Consider the following 20,656-nt stretch of genomic DNA (forward strand, 5'->3'; position numbering starts at 1 on the left):
GCTTCGCAGCCCAGCGCGGGGCAAGCCCGCTCACCACAGCAAGCCAGCTCACCACAACAAGCCGGCCTGCCACAGAACCCTCGCTCACCGCCTATGCCGCCTAGCTCACCAGGCTGCGCAGCGCACTGATCTGTGGAATCTCCACCCGTTTCATGTACACGCGCAGCGGCTCGCTGATGTTGATGCGGTCGTCGATATTCTGGTCGAGCAGCAACTGGATACGCTCGCGGGACAGGGTCATGGTCTGCTCGGGGGCCGGCAGCCAGACAAATTCAGCGGTGGGGATAATGCCGTCGTCGGCCACGTCCATGCCGAAGGAATCTTCGCTGAAACGCACGATGTACTGGCCGGTCTTGCGGTTGAGGCCAACAAAACCGTGGAGTTGGTCGGCGGCCTGGCAGATAAGCTCGGAGGTGATGCGCATGGTAAACCTCACTGAAAAGTCCCACAGGGACTGGAAAGATGGCTTACACGCGTGGCAGAAAATACCGTCCTCTAGCGGGGCGGCTGCGAGCAAGAGTACTGCAATGCCGCGCAAAAAAACCGAGAAAATTGGCACGTGCGCACGTTAATGTCGGTTTGGTGATAGCGCCTTTCGCAATCAATTGTTAAAAAGGAGGCCTTCTCAAAGCTACCTCCACGAAAGGACTTCGCATATGCCTGTCACGTTTTCCAAGAGCGCCCTGCTGCTCGCACTGGCGCTTGGCCTCGGCCAGGCACAGGCTGCCGAACCGATCAGCCCGGCTGAATTGGCGACAAACGAAGGCATTCCCTACCCCGCCGTGATCGCTCACCGTGGCGCGTCCTACGACGCGCCGGAATCCACCGCCGCCGCCTACAAAGTCGCGCGCGACCTGGGTGCCGACTACCTGGAACTGGACCTGCAGCGCAGTAAGGACGGCGTGCTGTTCGCCCTGCACGACAACAACCTGCAGCGCACCACCGACGTGGCCACCAAGTTCCCTGAGCGCAAGGACGCCCCGGCCAACGAGTTCACCTGGAAAGAACTGCAAACCCTCGACGCCGGCAGCTGGTTCAACGCTGCCTACCCGGACCGTGCGCGTCCAGGTTTCGTTGGCCTGAAGATCCTGAGCCTGGACGACATCATCAAGATCGCCGAAGGCAACCCGCAGCACAAACCCGGCCTGTACATCGAAACCAAGGAACCCAAGCAATTCCCGGGTATCGAAGCCGACCTGAAAAACAAGCTGCTGGATAAAGGCTGGTTGAGCTCCGCCGGCTCCAAGCTGGGCAAGAGCAACACCGGCGTCGGCCAGGGCAAGGGTCGTGTGGTGCTGCAGACGTTTGAAAAAGACAGCTTGAAAGAGCTGCAGAAAGAGATGCCGAACACCCCGAAAATCCTGCTGTTGTGGGTTGGCCCGGGCAGCATCGAGCCGAAATCCACGCAGACCTTTGCCGAATCCGGCGAACCGACCAAGGCCGCCTATTACGCCAAGCAAGAGCCGAAAGACGCTGCCGAGTTCGAAAAGTGGGTCGACGAAGCCAAGAGCCTCGGCGCCATCGGCACCGGCCCATCGGCTGAGCTGACCGCCCATGGCGACCAGAGCTACACCGACCTGGTGAAACCTGAAATGAACAAGCTGACCCACGACAAGGGCCTGCTGGTACACGTCTACACCGTGGATGAGCCGGTCGATTTCGACAAAGTGATGAAAGCCGGCGTCGACGGTATCTTCACCAACCGCGCCGCCGAACTGCTGAAGTTCTACAAGCGCTGGCCGTCGTCCAGCGTTCAGGACCTGCTGAACGACTATAAGTACTGAGTGAGTCGGGCATTGGTGTCAGTGCGCCATTAAGGATGAGTTAAGTTGCGCCGGTTAATCTGGCGCCACTTAAACAGCTCACCAGAGAAGGACACACACCATGAAAACCCTGACCGCCCTGTTCGCCGCCACCGCCCTGACCCTGACCGCCGGCCTGGCCCAGGCCGATGTTCGCCCGGACCAGATTGAAGGCCTGCTCAAGTCCGGCGCCGTGATGCCGTTCGAGAAACTCAACGCCGCCGCCGTGGCCACCCACGCCGGTAGCAGCATCACCGACACCGAGCTGGACCACAAAAACGGGGTACTGGTCTACGAAGTCGACCTGACCGACACCGCCGGCAAGCGCTTTGAAGTGAAGCTCGACGCCAAGACCGGCGCGGTGCTGGAAAACAAGCAAGACACTTGAGTTGATCCTCGAAAAAACGCGCCACCTCCGGGTGGCGCGTTTTTTTATGCGCAGCGTTAAAACGTCATATAACTGTCATACCTCCTTGCAATGATTCGCCCACGCGAACCTGTGAAACGTCCTACAGGCGCTTTCTCTGCGAGTCTCCATGAACCACAGCCTCGACCACAGCCACCAGGACTCCGACCTGTTTGGCTTGCTTTACGGTTTTCGTTTTCGTCCCGGTGAAAAGGGCGAACAGATTGATTCGGCCGCGGCCCTCGCGGCCTTGCAGCAACCCGCCGACCCGGAAGAGTTCCTGTGGCTGCACTTGAACCTGGCCCACGCCGCCTGCGAACGCTGGATGCAGGCCAACCTGGATTTACCCGAAGAATTCTTCGAGGCCCTGCACGAAGGCTCGCGCTCCACCCGTATCGAACACGTCGACTCAGCCTTGCTGGCGGTGGTCAACGACGTGGTGTTCAACTTCAGCAGCATGGTTTCGTCGGATATTTCCACGCTGTGGGTCTGCGCCCGCAGCCGGCTGTTGATCAGCGCACGCCTGCAACCCTTGCACTCGGTGGACAAGCTGCGCTCGTCGGTGAAGGCCGGCGAACGCTTTCGTTCGCCGCTGGAGTTGCTGGTGCACCTGCTGCGCGACCAGGGGGAAGTGCTGACCCAGATCGTGCGCAAGACCAGCATCAGCGTCGACCATATCGAGGACCAGTTGCTGTCCTCGCGCCTGTCCACCAACCGCGCGGAACTGGGGGCGGCGCGCCGGGTGCTGGTGCGCCTGCAACGCCTGCTCGCGTTGGAGCCGGGTTCGCTGCTGCGCCTGCTCAACCGCCCGCCGCAATGGCTGCAAAAGGAAGACGTGAAGGAGTTGCGCAAATCCACCGAGGAGTTTGCGCTGATCATCAACGACCTGACGGCGCTGGGCGAACGGATCAAGCTGCTGCAGGAAGAGATCGCCGCCAACCTCAACGAGCAAAGCAGCCGCACGCTGTTCACCCTTACCGTGGTGACGGTGCTGGCGTTGCCGATCAATATCATCGCCGGTTTTTTCGGCATGAACGTGGGCGGTGTGCCACTTTCACAGGACCCCGAGGGGTTCTGGATCCTGGTGGCGTTGGTCGCGACCTTCACGCTGATCGCCGGGCGCTGGGCGTTTCGCAAGTTTTCAAATTGAAATGCAATCAACGGTCGAATCGTCGCACCGCCCCTCCCCCATAAGGACTACGGTGTTTTGTAGACCAGTGGCAGATCCAATTACCTAAACAATGATTTGCGGCAGCATCGCTGTAACATTCTGCAATGAATATGAGCGGCATCCTCCCCACACGGATGCCCCGGCATGGCCACCCCTTCCCTGACTGCCTCCACGCACTCATCCTCCGTCGACTCAAAACCGCGCCTGGACAAGAAACCCGGCCTGGTGACGGTGATCGTTTTCTTTGCCGTGCTTGCCATGGGCCTGTTGTTTACCGCCTACAGCCTCATGCACGACATGCACGAAATGGGCGCCCAGCTCACCACGTGGACGCCGTTCCTGCTGCTGGGTGTGGCGCTGTTGATTGCCCTGGGTTTCGAGTTCGTCAACGGTTTCCACGACACTGCCAACGCGGTGGCGACGGTGATCTACACCAACTCGCTGCCGCCGCAGTTTGCGGTGGTGTGGTCGGGCTTCTTCAATTTCCTCGGTGTGCTGCTGTCCAGCGGCGCGGTGGCGTTCGGCATCATTGCCTTGCTGCCGGTGGAGCTGATTCTGCAGGTGGGTTCATCGGCCGGCTTCGCGATGATCTTCGCTTTGCTGATCGCCGCGATCCTGTGGAACCTCGGCACCTGGTGGCTGGGTTTGCCGGCCTCGTCGTCCCACACCCTGATCGGTTCGATCATCGGCGTCGGCGTGGCCAATGCCTTGATGCACGGGCGTGACGGCACCAGCGGTGTGGATTGGAGCCAGGCGATCAAGATCGGTTATGCGCTGCTGCTCTCGCCACTGATCGGCTTCGCCTTCGCCGCCTTGCTGTTGCTGGCCCTGCGCGCCTTTGTGAAAAACCGTGCGTTGTACAAGGCCCCCAAGGGCGACACCCCGCCGCCGTGGTGGATCCGCGGCATGCTGATCGCCACCTGCACCGGCGTGTCCTTTGCCCACGGCTCCAACGATGGGCAAAAAGGCATGGGCCTGATCATGCTGATCCTGGTGGGCACCCTGCCCATGGCCTATGCGCTGAACCGCACCATGCCGGCCGAACAGTCGTTGCAGTTCGCCGCAGTCGCCGAAGTGACCCAGGTGGCGCTGATGAAAACAGCGCCGCGGGCGTTGGCGGGTGACCCGCGGCCGGTGCTGTCGACCTACATGCGTACCAAGGAAGCCACACCCGAGTTGATTCCGGCCCTCGCCGCCCTCGCCGGCCAGATCGGTGACCAGGTCAAAGGCTACGGCTCCCTCGCCAAAGTCCCCGCCGAAGCCGTGGGCAACGTGCGTAACGACATGTACCTGAGCAGCGAAACCATTCGCCTGATGGACAAAGGCAAGGTCGGCAATTTCGACGCCGACACCCAAGGCAAGCTGCAACTGTTCAAGCAACAGATCGACGATGCCACGCGCTTTATTCCGCTGTGGGTCAAGATCGCCGTGGCCATCGCCCTGGGGCTCGGCACCATGGTCGGTTGGAAGCGCATCGTGGTCACCGTGGGCGAGAAGATCGGCAAGACTCACCTGACTTACGCCCAGGGCGCCTCGGCCGAGACGGTGGCGATGCTGACCATTGGCGCAGCGGATATGTTCGGTCTACCGGTGTCGACCACCCACGTGTTGTCGTCGGGTGTGGCGGGGACCATGGTGGCCAATGGGGGTGGGCTGCAGATGCGGACCATCCGCAATTTGCTGATGGCGTGGGTGCTCACCTTGCCGGCGGCGATTGTGTTGTCGGGCAGCCTCTACTGGCTGTTCACCCAACTCTTCTGACCAAGCCAAGATTGAAAATGTGGGAGGGGCTTGCTCCCCCCCACATTTGGATGTGTGTCCTGTCAGTTGTTGAAGAGTCCCGCCATGGCCTTGAGCCGCTTATTGTACACCCGCCGCGCCTCCAGTGCCTGCTCCAACGTCACCGCCACAAACCCCGCCCGCTGGTTCGGCTGCATCTGCCCGATCAAGTCCAGGTCGGCACTGATCACCGTGCCAATCATCGCGTAGCCACCGCCGGATACCGCATCGCGGTGCAGCACAATCGGCTCCAGCCCCGCCGGTACCTGTATCGAACCGATGGGGTAGCAACTGTCGACGATATTCGACGGATCCGACCCCGCGCCGAACGGCTGCTCACGCGGTTCAAAGCTCAGCGCACTGCCGCCCTTGAAGCGGTAGCCGATGCGGTCCGCCTCGGAGCCGACCGTCCACGGTTCGGCAAAAAAACTGCGCTTGGCACCCGCGGTCAAGCGCTCGTAATACAGCCCCGGCACCACGCGCAACGTGACATCGCCGCCCACCGAGCGGCGCAATGCCATCGGCAAACTGTTGCCTGCCCGCCCGAGACCGCTGGCTTCACCGATGGGCAGCTCATCGCCTGCCTGCAAGCGTCGCCCGTGGAAACCACCAAGGGCGCCGAGGGTGTAGGTGGAACGGCTGCCAAGCACCAACGGCACGTCAATGCCACCGGCGACGGCGAGGTAAGTGCGGGCACCGGCCTTGGGAAATTCGAAACGCAGCACCTGCCCGGCACGTACCTGGAACGCGGTGTCCTGATGCACCACTTCACCGTCCAGGCGCGGCGACATCAACGCACCGCTGAGCGCGACCAGGGTATCGCGCTGAAACTCCAGTTCCGGCCCGATCAAGGTGCATTCCAGGCCGGCAGCGCCTACCGGGTTACCCACCAGATGATTGGCCGCACTCAGGGCGTATTGGTCCAAAGCACCCGATGGCGGAATGCCCAGGTGGTAATAACCTTCGCGGCCCAGGTCCTGCACAGAGGTGGCGAGGCCGGGTTTGAGGACCTTGATCATGCCAGCGCCTCCTGCAGGGTTTTCGGATAGCCGATGGGGTCGGCGAGAAACGCATCGAGGGAAAATTCCACCGGGCGAATGCGCAGGTCGAAACGTCCTGCCTCCACCTCGGCAACCGCCAGGTCGTAGGCGTCCCGGTCGATGGGTTTGAATTGCACGATGTCACCCGGCCGGAAAAACACCATATGCGCCTTGAGGTAGGCCAGCTGCTGCGCCGGGTCGTAGATCGGTGCCGGGGTCACGCCAAACATCTGGTAGCCGCCGGCGCCGCGCACCGAGTAGATGCAACCGAAGCAACCGCCATGGCCGAGCGTCAGCTTCGGCGTGTCGGTGCGCGGGCGCAGGTACTTGGGTACCTGCAACTGCCGCTCGCGCTCGACCATCTGGAACATGAACGGCAAGCCCGCGACAAAACCCACCATCGAGACAAACCACGGCGCACCACTGTGGGCGGCGATAAACGCCTCGACATCGGCCAGGCCATTGATGCGCGCGGCGTATTCCAGGTCGGTGGCGCCGGGGTCTTGATGGCGGTCGCGAAAGCGCATCAGGGTTTCATGGGTCCAGGGGTCGTTATAGAGCACCGGGATTTCGATGATGCGCGTGTGCAGGGTGCGCTCGGCCACGGCCTGGGCTTCGGCGCTCTGCACGGCGTCGAGCAGCACATGGGGGGCGATGCGGTCGGGGTCGAAGCGAATCTGGAACGAGGCATTGGCCAGGCACACATCCAGCACGCCCTCCAGCGCCAGGCGTTCCACGGCACGGGTCACGGCCATGCCCTTGAAAAAAGCCTCAAGGGACATGCTCTCGCTGACTTCGGCGAACAGGTGTTCATCACCGCCGAAGCTGTAGCGGATGGGGGACGTTTCAGCCATGTCTGTTCCTCTTGGAATCGTTATAGAAAGGCAGGCAAAAAAGTAAACGTACGATCTTATTAGGGGGTTTTGACTGTGATGCCGGCCTGGTCCAACGCTTCACGGGTGGCCTCCACCAACTCCAGCGCGCCGGGGGTATCGCTGTGCAGGCAGATGGAGTCGAATTCAATAAACAGGTCTTCGCCTTCTACGGTACGCACCAGCCCCGTCTGACACGCCCGTAGGACACGGGCCGCGACCGTGGCCGGATCCAGCGCACGTACGTTGCGGGTAAACACAATGGAGCCGGTGAGATCGTACTCACGGTCGGCATAGAATTCGCGCACCACCGGCTGCCCGAGTTCCTTGGCCACGCGCCAGATCACCGAGTTGGGCATGCAGTACAGCAACAGCGTCGGCTCGATGATTTGCAGGTTCTGTACCAGCAGGCGCGCGGCTTCTTCGTCGCGGGCCAGGTGCATGTAGAGCGCGCCATGAGGCTTGATGTGTTGCAGGGTCATGCCCTGGGCGCGGGCGATTTCGCGCAGGGCGCCCAGTTGGTAGAGCATGTCGTCCACCAGTTCCTGGGCCGGCGCATGGATATGTCGACGACCGAAACCCACCAGGTCGCGAAAGCCAGGATGCGCGCCGATGGCCACCCCCAATTGCTTGGCCCGCGCGACGGTGCGGCGCATGGTGCCGGGGTCGCCGGCATGGAAGCCGGTGGCGATATTGGCCGAGCTGATATAGGCCATCAGCTCCGCGTCGACGCCGTCGCCGATGGTCCAGGGACCGAAGCCTTCGCCCATGTCTGAATTGAAATCCACTGCCTGCATCGGGGACGCTCCGCCAAAAGGTGATGCTCGAAAGTAGGCTGCGGCTTGACCCCTTGGGAAGATCTATTATCAGATGGCTCATCTTCTGAAAATCAGATAAAGCCATGTCCCTGACCTTGCGCCAAATCCGCTACTTCGTGGCCACCGCCGAAATCGGCCAGATTTCCCAGGCGGCGATTCATCTGAACATCTCCCAGTCTGCCGTGACCACGGCGATCAAGGAGCTGGAAGCCCTGCTCGGCGGGCAACTGTTTGTGCGCTCGGCCCAGGGCATGAACCTGACCGATGCCGGGCGGCACTTTCTCAACCGCGCCTACGTGATTGTGCGCAGTGTCGACGATGCGCTGAACAGCCCGTTGCCCGACTACCGCGCCAGCGGCGTGCTGCGGCTGGCGGCCAGCTACACGGTGCTGGGTTACTTCCTGCCGCACCACCTGCAGCGCATGGAGCACTGGCACCCGGATGTGACCCTGGAGGTGTTCGAGCAGGAGCGCCAGGCCATCGAACAGGGTCTGCTCGATGGCCAGTTCGACATGGCCGTGGTCCTCACCGCGAACCTCACACACCCGGCGATCGTCTCGGAAATCCTGTTCAACTCGGAACGTCGTTTATGGCTGCCCAGCCATCACCCATTGTGCGAACGCGGTGCGGTGAGCCTGGCGGATGTGGCGCAGGAGCCGTACATCCTGCTCACCGTCGATGAGGCCGAACACAGCGCCATGCGGTACTGGGAACAGGCCGGGCAAACGCCCAAGGTGCGGCTGCGCACCAGTTCGGTGGAGGCGGTGCGCAGCATGGTTGCCAATGGCAGCGGCGTGGCGATCCTGTCGGACCTGGTGCACCGGCCCTGGTCGCTGGAAGGCAAGCGCATCGAAACCCTGACCGTCACCGACCCCGTCACGCCCATGAGCGTCGGCCTGGCCTGGCACCGCGAACGCGCCTTTACCCCGGCAATGCAGGCATTTCGCGATTACTTCCACGACGCCTTCCTCGCGCCGCAACAGCTGTCGGCGCGGCGTTAAAGCTGCGAATGCAGAATGGTCGCCAGCCAGTCCATGAACACCCGCACCCGCAGGGGTAGATGCCGCTGCCCGGCGTAGAGCAGGGACACATCCAGCGGCGGGGCCGGATAGTCCGGCAGGACCGCCACCAGCTCCCCGCTGGCCAATTCGTCACCCATGCCCAGGGCCGGCACCTGAATAATCCCGAAACCGCCCAGGCAGGCGGACTTGTAGCCATCGGTGCTGTTGACCGTGACCCGCCCGCCCATGGGAATGCGCAGCACCTTGTTGCCCTGCACGTACTCAAACCCCGCCGAGCGTGAACCCAACGGCCGCACGTAATGCACCAGGTGATGGTCGGCCAGGTCGGCCAGTGTCCGGGGCACGCCGTAGCGTTGCAGGTAGGTGGCGCTCGCGCAGTTGATCATCGGCATGCTGCACAGCAGCCGCGCCACCACGCTCTGGTCCGGCTGCGCGCCCACGCGCAGCACGCAATCGAAGCCTTCGGCGAGCAGGTCGACCTGGCGGTCGGTGGTGCTGATCTCCAGTTCGATCAGCGGATGCGCGTCCATGAATTGCGGCAGACGCGGCAGGATCAAGTCCCGCGCCATCATGTTGGGCATGTCCACCCGAATCCGCCCGGCCAGTTGCGCTTCGTCCTGGCGAAACAGCCCTTCCAACTCCTCCATGTGCGCGAGCAAATCCTTGCTGCGCTCATACAGCACGCGGCCATCCTGGGTGGCCTGCACCTTGCGCGTGGTGCGCTGCAACAGGCGGGCGCCGAGCAGCTCTTCCAGCGCCTGCACATGTTCCGACACCGTGGAGCGCGGCAGGCCCAGGCTCTCGCCGGCACCGGTGAAACTCGACAGCTCAGTGACGCGCACAAAGGTGCGCAGCAGCTCCAGTTTGTTCATGGGATTGTTCGCCTTATTCGGCCAGTGATTCCGGTATAGCGCTGTTTATCACGTTATCCACGGACAAATACACTTATTCCCACGATCACATCAGAGGACTGCACCATGACCCGTAAAATCGCATTGATCACCGGGGCCAGCCGTGGCCTGGGCAAAAACACCGCCCTGCACCTGGCGGCACAAGGCGTCGACATCATTGGCACTTACCACAGCAAGGCCGATGAAGCGCAGGCATTGGTCGCACAGATCGAACAGCTGGGCGGCCGTGCCGCGATGCTGAAACTGGACGTGAGCCAGAGCGCGACATTTGCTGATTTCGTCGGTGAGATTGCTGGCGTACTCAAGGACGTTTTCGCACAAGACCGCTTCGATTTTCTGATCAACAACGCCGGTATCGGCATTCACGCCAGCTTCGCCGAGACCACCGAAGCGCAGTTCGATCAATTGGTGGCGATCCAATTCAAGGGTCCGTTTTTCCTGACCCAACAGCTGTTGCCGTTGATCCACGACGGCGGGCGCATCGTCAATATTTCCAGCGGTCTGGCGCGTTTCAGCCTGCCCGGCTACGCCGCTTACGCCGCCATGAAAGGCGCGATGGAAGTGCTGACCCGCTACCAGGCCAAAGAGCTGGGCGGCCGTGGCATCAGCGTTAACATCCTGGCCCCCGGCGCCATTGAAACCGACTTCGGCGGTGGTGCCGTGCGCGACAACGCCAACCTCAACGCCATGGTCGCCAGCAATACCGCCTTGGGCCGCGCCGGGTTACCGGACGATATCGGCGGCGCGATTGCCAGCCTGCTCGCCGACGGTAGTGCCTGGATCACCGGCCAGCGTATCGAGGCGTCGGGCGGCATGTTTCTGTAGGAGCTTGTCGCGCAGTACGTCATACCCCCAGTGATACACATAGGTGTACGGCAGGAAAAACAGCAGTACGCCTATGTCGAGGATAAACGCCTGCACCAGGCTGATGTTCAGCCAGGCGGCAATCAGCGGTACACACACCAGGATCAACCCACCTTCAAACATCAAGGCGTGCAGCACGCGGGTCCAACCGTTGCTGGCCAGTTGCAGGCGCGCCTTGAGGCGGTCGAACAGGCCGTTGAAAATCACGTTCCAGGCCAGCGCCAACAGGCTGATCGCCAGGGTGACCATGCCCATCTCCAGGGCAGGCTTGTCCATGATCCACGCCAGCAACGGGGTGCAGATCAACAATGCCAGGGCTTCGAAACCAATGGCCTGGCAAACACGTTCAGTAATCGACTTGGTAGGGTTCATGACCCGGCTCCGTGAGTGACGATGGTTGTCATCATTAGCCTTTGACTCGATACTTCATAACCAATAACCATCGATCAAGGCGATAGTCATGGCCTCTAACGAAGTGCTGCAGGCGTTTGTGCAGGCGGCCACCCAAGGCTCGTTCTCGGCGGCGGCGCGCAAGCTCGGCAAGAGCCAGTCCACCGTCAGCGCGGCCGTGGCGAGCCTGGAGATTGACCTGGATGTGGTGCTGTTCGATCGCAGCAGCCGCAAGCCGACGCTGACGCCGGCGGGCCATGTGTTGCTGCAACGCGCCGAGCAGGTGCTGGAGGCCAGCAGCCGGCTGGAATTGGCGGCGAGCCAGTTGGCCCAGGGGTTGGAGCCGAAGCTGAGTATCGCCATGTCCGATACCTACCAGTCCGACCGTTTCGAGGTCGCCCTCAGCGCCTTTGAACAGCGCTACCCGGACCTGGAGCTGGAATGCCTGATCGCCGAATGCGAAGACCTGATCGCCCTGGTCCAAAGCGGTCGCGCGCAGATTGCGTTTATTGAACACCAGGAAGAGTATCCGCCGGACCTGACCCGCGCGCCCGTGGACGAGCGCACGGAAATTGCCCTGTTCGTGTCACCCAGACATCCGCTGGCGGGCGTCGGTACCCTCACCGCGCACACCCTGCAACAGCACCGCGAATTGCGCCTGGCCAGCATCATCAACCCGAACGAAACCCGCGCCAATGGCCGTGTGTGGTCGGCCCCCAGTTACCTGATGCTGTTGGAGATGGCCCAGTTGGGGTTTGGCTGGGCACCGATTCCGCGCTGGCTGGTGGAGCGCTTTGGTGGTGGGCAACTGGTCGAACTCAAGGCCCGGGGTTGGCCGCGCTCGGTAGCCGTGGATGCACTGTGGTCCCGACACCATCCGCCGGGGCCGGCGGGGAGTTGGTTGTTGGGGAAGATGCTGGAGTGATTTTTTTCAGACAATTGAGATTAATGTGGGAGGGGACTTGCCCCCTCCCACATTTTTGATCTTCATTGCTTGGGGAGATTGAGTTCGGCCAGGCGGTGTTTCAGGAAGCGTTTTTCCGGGATTTGCCGGGTCAGCGACAGGGCTTTTTCGTAGGCTGCCCGGGCCTCTTCCACCCGCCCCAACTGCCGGCAAAACTCGCCCCGCGCCGAATGTGCCAAGTGGTAATCCAGCAACGCCCCGCGCGCCAGAATGCCTTCCACCAACTGCAGCCCCGCCAACGGCCCTTCGCCCATGGCCACCGCCACGGCGCGGTTCAACTCGATCACCGGCGACGGCACGGCCCTGAGCAACACATCGTAGAGCCCGATAATCTGCGGCCAATCCGTTTCCCCGGCCCTGGGCGCTTCGGCATGCACCGCTGCAATCGCCGCTTGCAGGCAGTACGGGCCAAAGCCGCGACGGCTCAATGCCTGCTCCACCAGCCCACAACCTTCGGCCATCAGCGACGCGTCCCACCGCGAACAATCCTGTTCATCCAACAACACCAGCTCGCCGCTGGCCGAGGTGCGCGCCGCCCGGCGGGATTCGTGCAACAGCATCAGCGCCAGCAGGCCCATCACTTCCGGCTCCGGCAGCAATTCCAGGAGCAAGCGGCCGAGGCGAATGGCTTCGCGGGTCAGGTCCTCGCGCGTAAGGTCCGCGCCCATGGACGCCGAATAGCCTTCGTTGAACACCAGGTAAATCACCCGCAGCACGCTGTCCAGGCGCTCGGGCAGCTCGGCCAGCGACGGCACTTGATAAGGGATTTTGGCCTCGCGAATCTTGCCCTTGGCGCGCACGATGCGTTGGGCGATGGTGGTCGGGGTGGCCAGAAAGGCGCGGGCGATTTCTTCGGTGGTGAGATCGCAGATCTCACGCAAGGTCAGCGCCGCCTGGGCGTCGGCCGCCAGCGCCGGGTGACAGCAGGTGAAGATCAGGCGCAGGCGGTCGTCTTCCACGTCCTCAACGCTCCAGTCAGCGGCTTCCAGTGCATCGGCCTGCGCCTGCAATAACGGGGTAAAGCGGGCCTGGCGGCGTAAACGGTCGATGGCCTTGAAGCGTCCGGTCGACACCAGCCAGGCCCGTGGGTTGTCCGGCACCCCCTCTTGCGGCCAGCGCTCGACCGCGACGAAGAACGCCTCGTGCAAGGCTTCTTCGGCGAGGTCGAAATCCCCCAGCAGGCGGATCAGGGTGGCGAGGACGCGCCGGGACTCACTGCGGTAGATCGCCTCGATGGGAGGCGTCAATCGCGCATACCCTGGGTCACCAGCGTCACCAGGCGGTCCAGGCTCTGGCCCCAGCCGTCGTGAAAGCCCATGGCTTCGTGGGCCTGCTTGTCTTCGGCGCTCCAGTGCATCGCGCGGGCGGTGTAGAGGGTCTTGCTACCCTCGACTTCCTGCAGCGTCACTTCGGCGGTCATGAACGGTTTGCCCGAAGGGATCCAGCCCGGCGTATAGGCGTCGGTAAACACCAGGCGCCGAGGGGCGACAATCTCCAGGAACACGCCCTGGGTCGGGTACTCGCTGCCATCCGGCGCGCGCATCAGGGTGCGAAACAGCCCGCCGACCCACAGGTTCATTTCGCACTCGGGGGTGGTCATGCCGTGGGGGCCCCACCATTGTTGCAACAACGCGGGTTCGGTCCAGGCGCGGAACAGCCGGCTGCGCGGCGCATCGATCACGCGGCTGATGGACAGTTCAAATTCGGCAGGTTGCGTAGGCATGGCTAAACCTCCTCAAGCGTTATGGTTGTTGTGTTCAGAGATTCAATTGGCGCACCGGGCGCACTTCCACACTGCCGACCCGGGCGGCCGGAATCCCACCGGCCACCTGGATCGCTTCATTCAAGTCCCGCGCCTCGATCAGGTAGAACCCGGCGAGCTGCTCCTTGGTTTCGGCAAACGGCCCGTCGGTAATCGACAACTTGCCGTTGCGCATGCGCACCGTGGTGGCGGTGGTCACCGACTCCAACGGCTCGGCGGCGAGCATACGGCCACTTTTTTGGAGGGACTGCGCATAGGCAAGACACTCCGGGTCTGCGGGGCTGTCCGGCGAGGTGTGCAGCACCTGCTCGTTGCTGTAGATCAGGCAGAGGTATTTCATGTGCGTCTCCGTCTTCGGACTATTGACTATAGTTCGCGGCGCTCAAGGTTTCAGGTTGAACAATGCCGTGCCACTTGCCATGTCGAACGGCGCCGACCAATGCTCATGCACCACCTTCCATTCGCCGTCGAAACGTTGATAACCGGCGGTCACCCGCATCCAGCAGGCCTTCACTTCACCGTCCGGCCCGGCGCCGCCGCAGTGGGCGAGCCAGTGGGCGAATGCGCTGTCCTGGGACTCGACGATACGCAGTTCGTGGAACTCGAAAATGCCCGGGCCGGGGCAGTGCTCCATGCAGGCCTCCCAGTGCGCACGATAGGCCGCCTTGCCTTTGAACTGCAGGGCGGTCACGGCGTCGAACGAGACGATATCGTCGGCGTAATAGCTGACAATCTCATGGATATTCCGGGAAAGCACGGCTTGCTTCCATTGCTCGATCAGGGTGTTGATGGCGGTACTCATGGTGATACTCCTTCGGGTTGGAAAATCACGGAAGACACCCTTAGTCGAACGGCCCTCGGGCAAATCGACAGCCCGTTGAAAAATAATGTCGTCCAGCACAAACCCGATAGACTGCGCCCTTCCTTGCCGCTGTTCGGACACGCCGATGCAAACCCGCCTTGTCGCCTACGAGACGCTGAATGCCGTGCAACAACAGCACGTTAGCGCCATCGAAGTTCACCCTGAACAGCTGCCGTTTTGCGGCGACATGTATTGCGCCCTCAATTCGCTCCTGGCCAAGCCCAGCCCCGGCGTCAAAGGCTTTGCCCTGCTGGCCGACGACACTCCGGTGGCCTTCCTCCTGCTTAAACGCCCACCCTGCCTGCCCCACTGGGCCGATGAACACAGCGCAACGCTGCATGCATTGCAGGTGGATCGGCAGCAGCAAGGGCGTGGATTCGGCAAGGCCTGTTTGCAAGCCTTGCCGGCGGCGGCATTGCAGGTGTGGCCGCAGATCAAGGCGCTGGAGTTGTCGGTGGACACGGACAATGTGGCGGCGATGGGGTTGTATCTGGGCGCAGGATGGGTGGACAGTGGGGAGGCGTATAAGGGCCGGATTGGGTATGAGCGGAGGTTGAGGTGGGTGTTTGCCGAGTGACACTTGAAGCCTAACTGATACCCGGCCCTCGGTGTCTACTGTCAGATTTCACAGCTATACAAACATTGTTCATTGCCCTGTACTGGAATGCCAACGTTGTCGCTCATGGTTAGCAACGAGCAGGAGTGGAAACTCGCGACTTCCGGTATGGAGAACGACCATGAGTACCCCATCAACGAAAAAAAGGCGAAACACCGCAGGGCACCCAGACCTATCCTTTGGCAACTCAATGCCTAAAGACGGCACGGTTATCGCAGAGCCTTCGGGCGGACTGTCCCGTGTACTTAGCGACGGTTCGACGATTACGGTGGGCCTGACGGCTGTTGAAAAAACCAAAGTTATCGTTGTCAGCAAACACACGCTTGCCGGGGAACTGGATAAGAATTACGGGGTTTGGATGACCCCCGTTCCAAACACCTTTGTCCTCGTGGACCTGCTCATTCAGCGTGATAACAAGCCCCTCTTATTGAGCGCACAGGGAGACCTGTACACTGCATGTGTTACTCGATTCAATGCCGATCAGGGCACTGTGGACTTTTCGTTTGGCGATAAAGGTACAACTGAACTGGGCGATTCATTCAACCCGCATTTGTTGATAGCCGGCGCTATTGCAGTGCAGGCCACCGGGCATATCGTCGTTGTATTCAATGATGCTGAAACCAGCTTCATCTACCAACTCAACAGCAACGGTCAGGAAAGCAACTTCGGAAATCAGGGTCCGATTGAAGCACCCAACACCCGACTCGATAGGGTGTTGATTACCGACCGCGGTTTTGTCTTTGCCGGTTCCAGTGCAAGGAAGGCCCATATTCTAGGGCTTCTGCACGACGGCGAACTGGACCACAGTTTTGGCAGCCAAGGCGTTGTCGTATTGCCATTTACGACCAATGAAGACAGAAAAGTCGATGCGCTTGCCAAGGACCGGAATGGCCAAATCGTTGTCATAGGTGGCAGTTTCGGGATCCCGCGAGGGATGAACTTCGTAGCCGTTCTGCTTGCCAGCGGCCAACTTGATCCACAATTTAATGAAGGGAAACCTCTGGAAAGCGAAGCCAGCTACGGTAACTACACCAGTGGACTGGTCCAGCCCGATGGGAAAATTGTGGTATTGGCTCGCTACGGTAATGGCAGCATCGTCCGACTGCTGCGGTTCAATCCGAACAGTCAGCCGGACGCTACCTTCGGTATAGGAGGCATCGCGGATGCGTGGCGAGACCCACAAGGAAGACCTGAGCACACCGAAATCAACCGGGTGGAGTGGGTGACGGTCAATAGCACATTACAAAGCAGCGGTATCCTGCACACCTCGCGCGCATCCTTCATCGGGCGCCTGCTCAGCCAGTGATGCTAGCGGCTGAACTGCCAAGGCAGCTCAGCCGTGTTGCATCAAGCCTTGGGCTCCACCGGCAACCAGATCTCCACCGTGCCCGTGCCCTTGCGCCCATCAAAATCCGCGCTATAGCGCTCGAAATCCGCCCCCGCCACCTTGTAGCCCGAGTGCGGCAACCACTCGAACATGATGCGCTCATAGGTCTGCTCCAGTGCCTGCACCGGGCCATAGTGCGGGAACACCGCGTAGTGGTGCGCAGGCAGTTCGACGGACTCGAAGTTGCTCGGCACATCGCCCTTGGACGGTACTTCCACCCCGGCCATGTAATCGAATTCACCGTGGCTGGGGTTATGGCAAACGCCGTAGGTCACCCCGCCGACGCGTTTCTTGATGTGTTTTACGCTTTCGTCGAACACACTCCACAACTTGGGGATATCGCCCACGGTGGCCTTCGAATAACGCCCTTGCACCCCGGCGATCACCAGGGCCTTGCCGTCTTCCATGCGCGGCTCTAACGGTTGTTTTGTCTGCTGATCCATCTGAACAGTCTCCTTCTTATGAGGGAACAAACCCGTATCGAGTATAGGGGCATATCCTTGCAGTACTCCACGCAGAAAATTTCCCGACACATCTGGACAACTGGCCATCATCGACCGTATTGTCTGCCCCGCAGGCCACCGCAGTGGCCGACGTCGCTCGGACGGTTCCGGGCGCTTACGTACTCTCGAGGCAACAATGGCAGACCTTGGTTCGCCGCGCCGCTTTGCGCGCATAGATCGACTCCCCCCTTACGTTTTCAATATCACTGCCGAGCTGAAGATGGCTGCGCGTCGGCGCGGCGAAGACATCATCGACTTGAGCATGGGTAACCCCGACGGCGCCACGCCTCCCCATATCGTGGAGAAGATGGTCACCGTCGCCCAACGGGAAGACACCCACGGCTACTCCACCTCCAAAGGCATTCCGCGTCTGCGCCGGGCGATTTCGCGCTGGTACAAGGATCGCTACGCAGTGGACATCGACCCCGAGTCCGAAGCCATCGTGACCATCGGTTCCAAGGAAGGCCTGGCACATCTGATGCTGGCCACCCTGGACCAGGGCGACACGGTGCTGGTGCCCAACCCGAGCTACCCGATTCATATCTACGGTGCCGTGATTGCCGGCGCCCAGGTGCGTTCGGTGCCGCTGGTGCCTGGCGTGGACTTCTTCGCCGAGCTGGAACGGGCGATTCGTGGGTCGATTCCGAAGCCGAAGATGATGATCCTCGGCTTCCCGTCCAACCCGACTGCGCAGTGCGTGGAGCTGGACTTCTTCGAACGGGTGATCGCCCTGGCCAAGCAGTACGACGTGCTGGTGGTGCATGACCTGGCCTACGCCGACATCGTCTACGACGGCTGGAAAGCCCCGTCGATCATGCAGGTGCCGGGGGCCAAGGACATTGCGGTGGAGTTTTTCACCCTGTCCAAGAGCTACAACATGGCCGGCTGGCGCATCGGTTTCATGGTGGGCAACCCGGAACTGGTCAATGCCCTGGCGCGGATCAAGAGCTACCACGACTATGGCACCTTCACCCCGCTGCAAGTCGCCGCGATTGCCGCACTGGAAGGCGACCAACAGTGCGTGAAGGACATCGCCGAGCAGTACCGCCAGCGCCGCAACGTGCTGGTCAAGGGCCTGCATGAGCTGGGCTGGATGGTGGAGAATCCCAAGGCGTCAATGTACGTCTGGGCGAAGATTCCCGAGGCGTATGCCGCCATGGGTTCGCTGGAGTTTGCCAAGAAGCTGCTGCTGGAAGCGAAGGTCTGTGTGTCGCCGGGGATTGGGTTTGGCGAGTATGGGGATGATCATGTGCGCTTCGCGCTGATCGAGAACCAGGACCGGATTCGCCAGGCGGTGCGCGGGATTCGCGGGATGTTCCGGGCGGATGGGCTGGTCGCTAAAGCCTGACCCGTTCCACCTGAACAAATGTTGTCAAACTGTGGGAGGGGCTTGCCCCCTCCCACAGTTGATTGGGTTTTCACCCTTGCCTTGTAGTGTGTCGGTTAGACCACCAACGACAGCAACATGATAAAGATCAGTGCCACAACGGACAGGATGGTCTCCATTGCCGTCCAGGTCTTGAAGGTCTCGGCCACGGTCATGTTGAAGTACTGCTTCACCAGCCAGAACCCCGCATCGTTGACGTGAGACAGGATCAACGAACCCGCCCCCGTCGCCAACACCAGCAGCTCACGGTTAACCCCGGGAATCATCCCCACCACCGGCACTACGATGCCCGCGCCGGTAATGGTCGCCACGGTGGCCGAACCGGTCGCCACACGAATCACCGCCGCCACCAGCCACGCCAGCAGGATCGGGTTGATCTGTGCGTTCACCGCCATGTGGCCGATCACGTCACCCACGCCGCTGGTCACCAGCATCTGCTTGAAGCCACCACCGGCACCGATGATCAGGATGATCGCGGCGGTTGGCGCAAGGCTGGCGTCGAGAAGCTTGAGGATCTGCTTGGAATGGATGCCCTGGCGACTGCCAAAGGTGTACAGCGACAGCAGCAACGCCAGCAGCAAGGCGGTGATCGGGTGACCGATCATGTCCATCCAGTTGCGCACCACGTTGCCTTCGGCAAAGGCGATGTCGGCGAAGGTTTTGAGCAGCATCAGGAACACCGGCAGCAGCACGGTGACCAGGGTGATACTGAAGCTCGGCAGGTTTTTGTTCTCAGGCTCGCGGGCCAGTTGGTCGACCAGTTCCTGGGACGGGTTGCCCGGGATGTACTTGGCGATAAACGTACCGAAGATCGGGCCCGCGATGATGGCGGTCGGCAGCGCGACGATCAGGCCGTACAGGATGGTCTTGCCGATGTCGGCGCCAAACACCCCGATGGCCAGCAGCGGGCCCGGGTGCGGCGGTACCAGGCCGTGGACTGCCGAGAGGCCGGCGAGCAGCGGGATGCCGATCTTGATCAGCGACACGCCGGTGCGGCGCGCAACGATAAACACCAGCGGGATCAGCAGTACAAAGCCGATCTCGAAGAACAGCGGAATGCCCACCAGGAACGCGGCGAACATCATGGCCCACTGGACCTTGTCCTTGCCAAAGGCGCGGATCAGGGTCTGGGCGATCTGATCGGCACCGCCGGATTCGGCCATCATCTTGCCGAGCATGGTGCCCAGCGCGAGGATGATGCCGACAAAGCCAAGCACCCCGCCGAAACCGTCCTGGAACGCCTTGATGATCTTGTCCACCGGCATGCCCGAGGTCAGGCCAAGGAAGCCGGCCGCGATGATCAGCGCGATAAACGGGTGAACCTTGAAGCGGGTGATCAAGACGATCAGCCCGATGATGGTAACGACTGCATCTAACAGCAGGTACGACTCGTGGGACATGCCAAACATGGGGGGTCTCTCCTGTTTGTTGTTGTTATTAAAGCGGGTGTTGAATTTCCTGCCGGGGATAGCGCTATCTTTTCCGGCAAAAAATCAGTTGGATGGTTCAAAACCGTGTGCCAGCCACCAGGCGTTGGTCTGCCTGGCCAACTCCTCGACGCTGTCTTCGCTGGCGTTGAGGGCTAGGGTCAGCGGCTCGCCCTTGGGCGATTCAAGGGTGGCGAACTGGCTGTCGATGAGGCTGGCCGGCATGAAATGGCCGGGGCGATGGGACACGCGGTCGGCGGCGACTTCGCGGGTCAGCTCCAGGAATACAAAGCCCAGGCCCGGCGCGGCTTCGCGCAGGTGGTCGCGGTATTTCTTTTTCAGCGCGGAGCAGGTGAGTACCGGATGTTCACCGGCCTTGAGCGAACGGCGCAGTTCATCGCACAGGATGTCGAGCCAACCGGCGCGGTCGTCGTCGTTGAGGGGGTGGCCGGCGCTCATCTTTTCGATGTTCGCGGCGGGGTGAAAGCTGTCGCCTTCAATGGCGGTGGCACCGTTCAGGCGGCACAGGGCCTCACTGACGCTGGTTTTGCCACAGCCGGCAACACCCATGATGACCAGGGCGGTAACAGGTTGACTCATGAAACACCTCAAGACGCAGATAGCGCTACCTTTGCACGCGGTGAGGCAAGTGCAAAAACAGGCTTTTCCCGCG

The 20,656-nt window shown here is 61.5% G+C and carries 23 protein-coding genes; 10 read left to right on the plus strand and 13 right to left on the minus strand.

The genetic code is table 11. The features are described from left to right. Positions 1-100 precede the first annotated feature (100 nt). On the minus strand, positions 101-424 hold the full coding sequence (locus tag J1N02_RS06715) for a DUF2025 family protein (protein WP_027605634.1): 324 nt from the start codon (positions 422-424) through the stop codon (positions 101-103). A 232-nt stretch (positions 425-656) separates the two neighbouring features. Between J1N02_RS06715 and J1N02_RS06720 the strand changes: the two genes are divergently transcribed. From J1N02_RS06720 to J1N02_RS06735, 4 genes are all read left to right on the plus strand, one after another. Beyond that, a complete protein-coding gene (locus J1N02_RS06720; protein ID WP_027605633.1) occupies positions 657-1,784 on the plus strand; it encodes a glycerophosphodiester phosphodiesterase family protein in 1,128 nt (375 codons plus the stop codon). Between the two features lie 100 nt (positions 1,785-1,884). Continuing rightward, positions 1,885-2,190 carry a PepSY domain-containing protein gene (locus J1N02_RS06725; RefSeq protein ID WP_027605632.1) on the plus strand — a complete coding sequence of 102 codons (306 nt, stop codon included), beginning with the start codon at positions 1,885-1,887 and terminating at the stop codon, positions 2,188-2,190. A gap of 148 nt (positions 2,191-2,338) precedes the next feature. Continuing rightward, positions 2,339-3,358 carry a transporter gene (locus tag J1N02_RS06730; RefSeq protein WP_027605631.1) on the plus strand — a complete coding sequence of 340 codons (1,020 nt, stop codon included), beginning with the start codon at positions 2,339-2,341 and terminating at the stop codon, positions 3,356-3,358. Between the two features lie 165 nt (positions 3,359-3,523). Further along, positions 3,524-5,140: an inorganic phosphate transporter gene (locus tag J1N02_RS06735; RefSeq protein WP_421147234.1), complete on the plus strand. Its 1,617-nt coding sequence runs from the start codon at positions 3,524-3,526 to the stop codon at positions 5,138-5,140. Positions 5,141-5,202: 62 nt separating this feature from the next. Here J1N02_RS06735 and J1N02_RS06740 read toward each other — a convergent pair whose 3' ends face one another. From J1N02_RS06740 to J1N02_RS06750, 3 genes are read right to left on the minus strand one after another with little or no spacing between them, the layout of a single operon-like run. Further along, positions 5,203-6,177, minus strand: a complete 975-nt coding sequence (locus J1N02_RS06740; protein ID WP_421147235.1) for a biotin-dependent carboxyltransferase family protein — start codon at positions 6,175-6,177, stop codon at positions 5,203-5,205. Then, the gene (locus tag J1N02_RS06745; RefSeq protein WP_074847505.1) at positions 6,174-7,052 is read right to left on the minus strand and encodes a 5-oxoprolinase subunit B family protein; all 879 of its coding nucleotides are present in this window, start codon (positions 7,050-7,052) and stop codon (positions 6,174-6,176) included. The genes J1N02_RS06740 and J1N02_RS06745 overlap by 4 nt, the downstream gene beginning before the upstream one ends. Positions 7,053-7,111: 59 nt before the next feature. Next, the gene (locus J1N02_RS06750; protein WP_027605627.1) at positions 7,112-7,867 is read right to left on the minus strand and encodes a 5-oxoprolinase subunit PxpA; all 756 of its coding nucleotides are present in this window, start codon (positions 7,865-7,867) and stop codon (positions 7,112-7,114) included. A gap of 104 nt (positions 7,868-7,971) precedes the next feature. On the opposite strand from J1N02_RS06750, the gene J1N02_RS06755 reads away from it, so the two are divergent. Next, a complete protein-coding gene (locus J1N02_RS06755) occupies positions 7,972-8,889 on the plus strand; it encodes a LysR family transcriptional regulator (protein ID WP_098478870.1) in 918 nt (305 codons plus the stop codon). On the opposite strand, the gene J1N02_RS06760 is transcribed toward J1N02_RS06755, so the two are convergent. After that, positions 8,886-9,782 carry a LysR family transcriptional regulator gene (locus tag J1N02_RS06760; RefSeq protein ID WP_421147236.1) on the minus strand — a complete coding sequence of 299 codons (897 nt, stop codon included), beginning with the start codon at positions 9,780-9,782 and terminating at the stop codon, positions 8,886-8,888. The two genes, J1N02_RS06755 and J1N02_RS06760, sit on opposite strands and share 4 nt — an antisense overlap. Positions 9,783-9,887: 105 nt before the next feature. Between J1N02_RS06760 and J1N02_RS06765 the strand changes: the two genes are divergently transcribed. After that, positions 9,888-10,646 (plus strand): SDR family NAD(P)-dependent oxidoreductase, encoded by a 759-nt coding sequence (locus tag J1N02_RS06765; RefSeq protein ID WP_027605624.1) that lies wholly within the window; start codon positions 9,888-9,890, stop codon positions 10,644-10,646. Here the strand turns inward: J1N02_RS06765 and J1N02_RS06770 are convergent. After that, entirely contained in the window at positions 10,545-11,057 is a 513-nt protein-coding gene (locus J1N02_RS06770; RefSeq protein ID WP_043293516.1) for a multidrug/biocide efflux PACE transporter, read from the minus strand. The two genes, J1N02_RS06765 and J1N02_RS06770, sit on opposite strands and share 102 nt — an antisense overlap. Positions 11,058-11,145: 88 nt before the next feature. Between J1N02_RS06770 and J1N02_RS06775 the strand changes: the two genes are divergently transcribed. Then, on the plus strand, positions 11,146-12,000 hold the full coding sequence (locus J1N02_RS06775) for a LysR family transcriptional regulator (protein ID WP_065925265.1): 855 nt from the start codon (positions 11,146-11,148) through the stop codon (positions 11,998-12,000). 62 nt (positions 12,001-12,062) lie between these two features. On the opposite strand, the gene J1N02_RS06780 is transcribed toward J1N02_RS06775, so the two are convergent. The 4 genes from J1N02_RS06780 to J1N02_RS06795 are packed head-to-tail and all read right to left on the minus strand — an operon-like array spanning position 12,063 to position 14,603. Further along, on the minus strand, positions 12,063-13,286 hold the full coding sequence (locus tag J1N02_RS06780) for an RNA polymerase sigma factor (protein WP_421147237.1): 1,224 nt from the start codon (positions 13,284-13,286) through the stop codon (positions 12,063-12,065). Continuing rightward, positions 13,283-13,762, minus strand: coding sequence for an SRPBCC family protein (locus J1N02_RS06785; RefSeq protein ID WP_027605621.1), 480 nt, complete (start codon positions 13,760-13,762; stop codon positions 13,283-13,285). The genes J1N02_RS06780 and J1N02_RS06785 overlap by 4 nt, the downstream gene beginning before the upstream one ends. A 34-nt stretch (positions 13,763-13,796) precedes the next feature. Then, positions 13,797-14,141, minus strand: coding sequence for a YciI family protein (locus J1N02_RS06790; protein ID WP_027605620.1), 345 nt, complete (start codon positions 14,139-14,141; stop codon positions 13,797-13,799). A gap of 42 nt (positions 14,142-14,183) precedes the next feature. Next, positions 14,184-14,603 (minus strand): YybH family protein, encoded by a 420-nt coding sequence (locus J1N02_RS06795; protein ID WP_027605619.1) that lies wholly within the window; start codon positions 14,601-14,603, stop codon positions 14,184-14,186. 145 nt (positions 14,604-14,748) lie between these two features. Here J1N02_RS06795 and J1N02_RS06800 point away from each other — a divergent pair, with 145 nt between their 5' ends. Beyond that, positions 14,749-15,240, plus strand: coding sequence for a GNAT family N-acetyltransferase (locus J1N02_RS06800; RefSeq protein ID WP_421147238.1), 492 nt, complete (start codon positions 14,749-14,751; stop codon positions 15,238-15,240). A 160-nt stretch (positions 15,241-15,400) separates the two neighbouring features. Beyond that, positions 15,401-16,585 (plus strand): hypothetical protein, encoded by a 1,185-nt coding sequence (locus J1N02_RS06805; protein ID WP_421147239.1) that lies wholly within the window; start codon positions 15,401-15,403, stop codon positions 16,583-16,585. Positions 16,586-16,626: 41 nt separating this feature from the next. Here J1N02_RS06805 and J1N02_RS06810 read toward each other — a convergent pair whose 3' ends face one another. Further along, positions 16,627-17,109: a GyrI-like domain-containing protein gene (locus tag J1N02_RS06810; protein WP_027605616.1), complete on the minus strand. Its 483-nt coding sequence runs from the start codon at positions 17,107-17,109 to the stop codon at positions 16,627-16,629. A gap of 196 nt (positions 17,110-17,305) precedes the next feature. On the opposite strand from J1N02_RS06810, the gene alaC reads away from it, so the two are divergent. Then, positions 17,306-18,517: an alanine transaminase gene (alaC, locus tag J1N02_RS06815; RefSeq protein WP_092358432.1), complete on the plus strand. Its 1,212-nt coding sequence runs from the start codon at positions 17,306-17,308 to the stop codon at positions 18,515-18,517. Between the two features lie 95 nt (positions 18,518-18,612). On the opposite strand, the gene J1N02_RS06820 is transcribed toward alaC, so the two are convergent. Both J1N02_RS06820 and J1N02_RS06825 read right to left on the minus strand, forming a co-directional pair. Then, positions 18,613-19,965 (minus strand): GntP family permease, encoded by a 1,353-nt coding sequence (locus J1N02_RS06820; RefSeq protein WP_027605614.1) that lies wholly within the window; start codon positions 19,963-19,965, stop codon positions 18,613-18,615. Between the two features lie 84 nt (positions 19,966-20,049). Further along, positions 20,050-20,583 (minus strand): gluconokinase, encoded by a 534-nt coding sequence (locus J1N02_RS06825; protein WP_419480086.1) that lies wholly within the window; start codon positions 20,581-20,583, stop codon positions 20,050-20,052. Positions 20,584-20,656: the final 73 nt, after the last annotated feature.

Origin of the sequence: Pseudomonas sp. NFX5 (genome assembly GCF_049132125.1) — a bacterium.
GTDB classification, from domain to species: Bacteria; Pseudomonadota; Gammaproteobacteria; order Pseudomonadales; family Pseudomonadaceae; genus Aquipseudomonas; species Aquipseudomonas marginalis.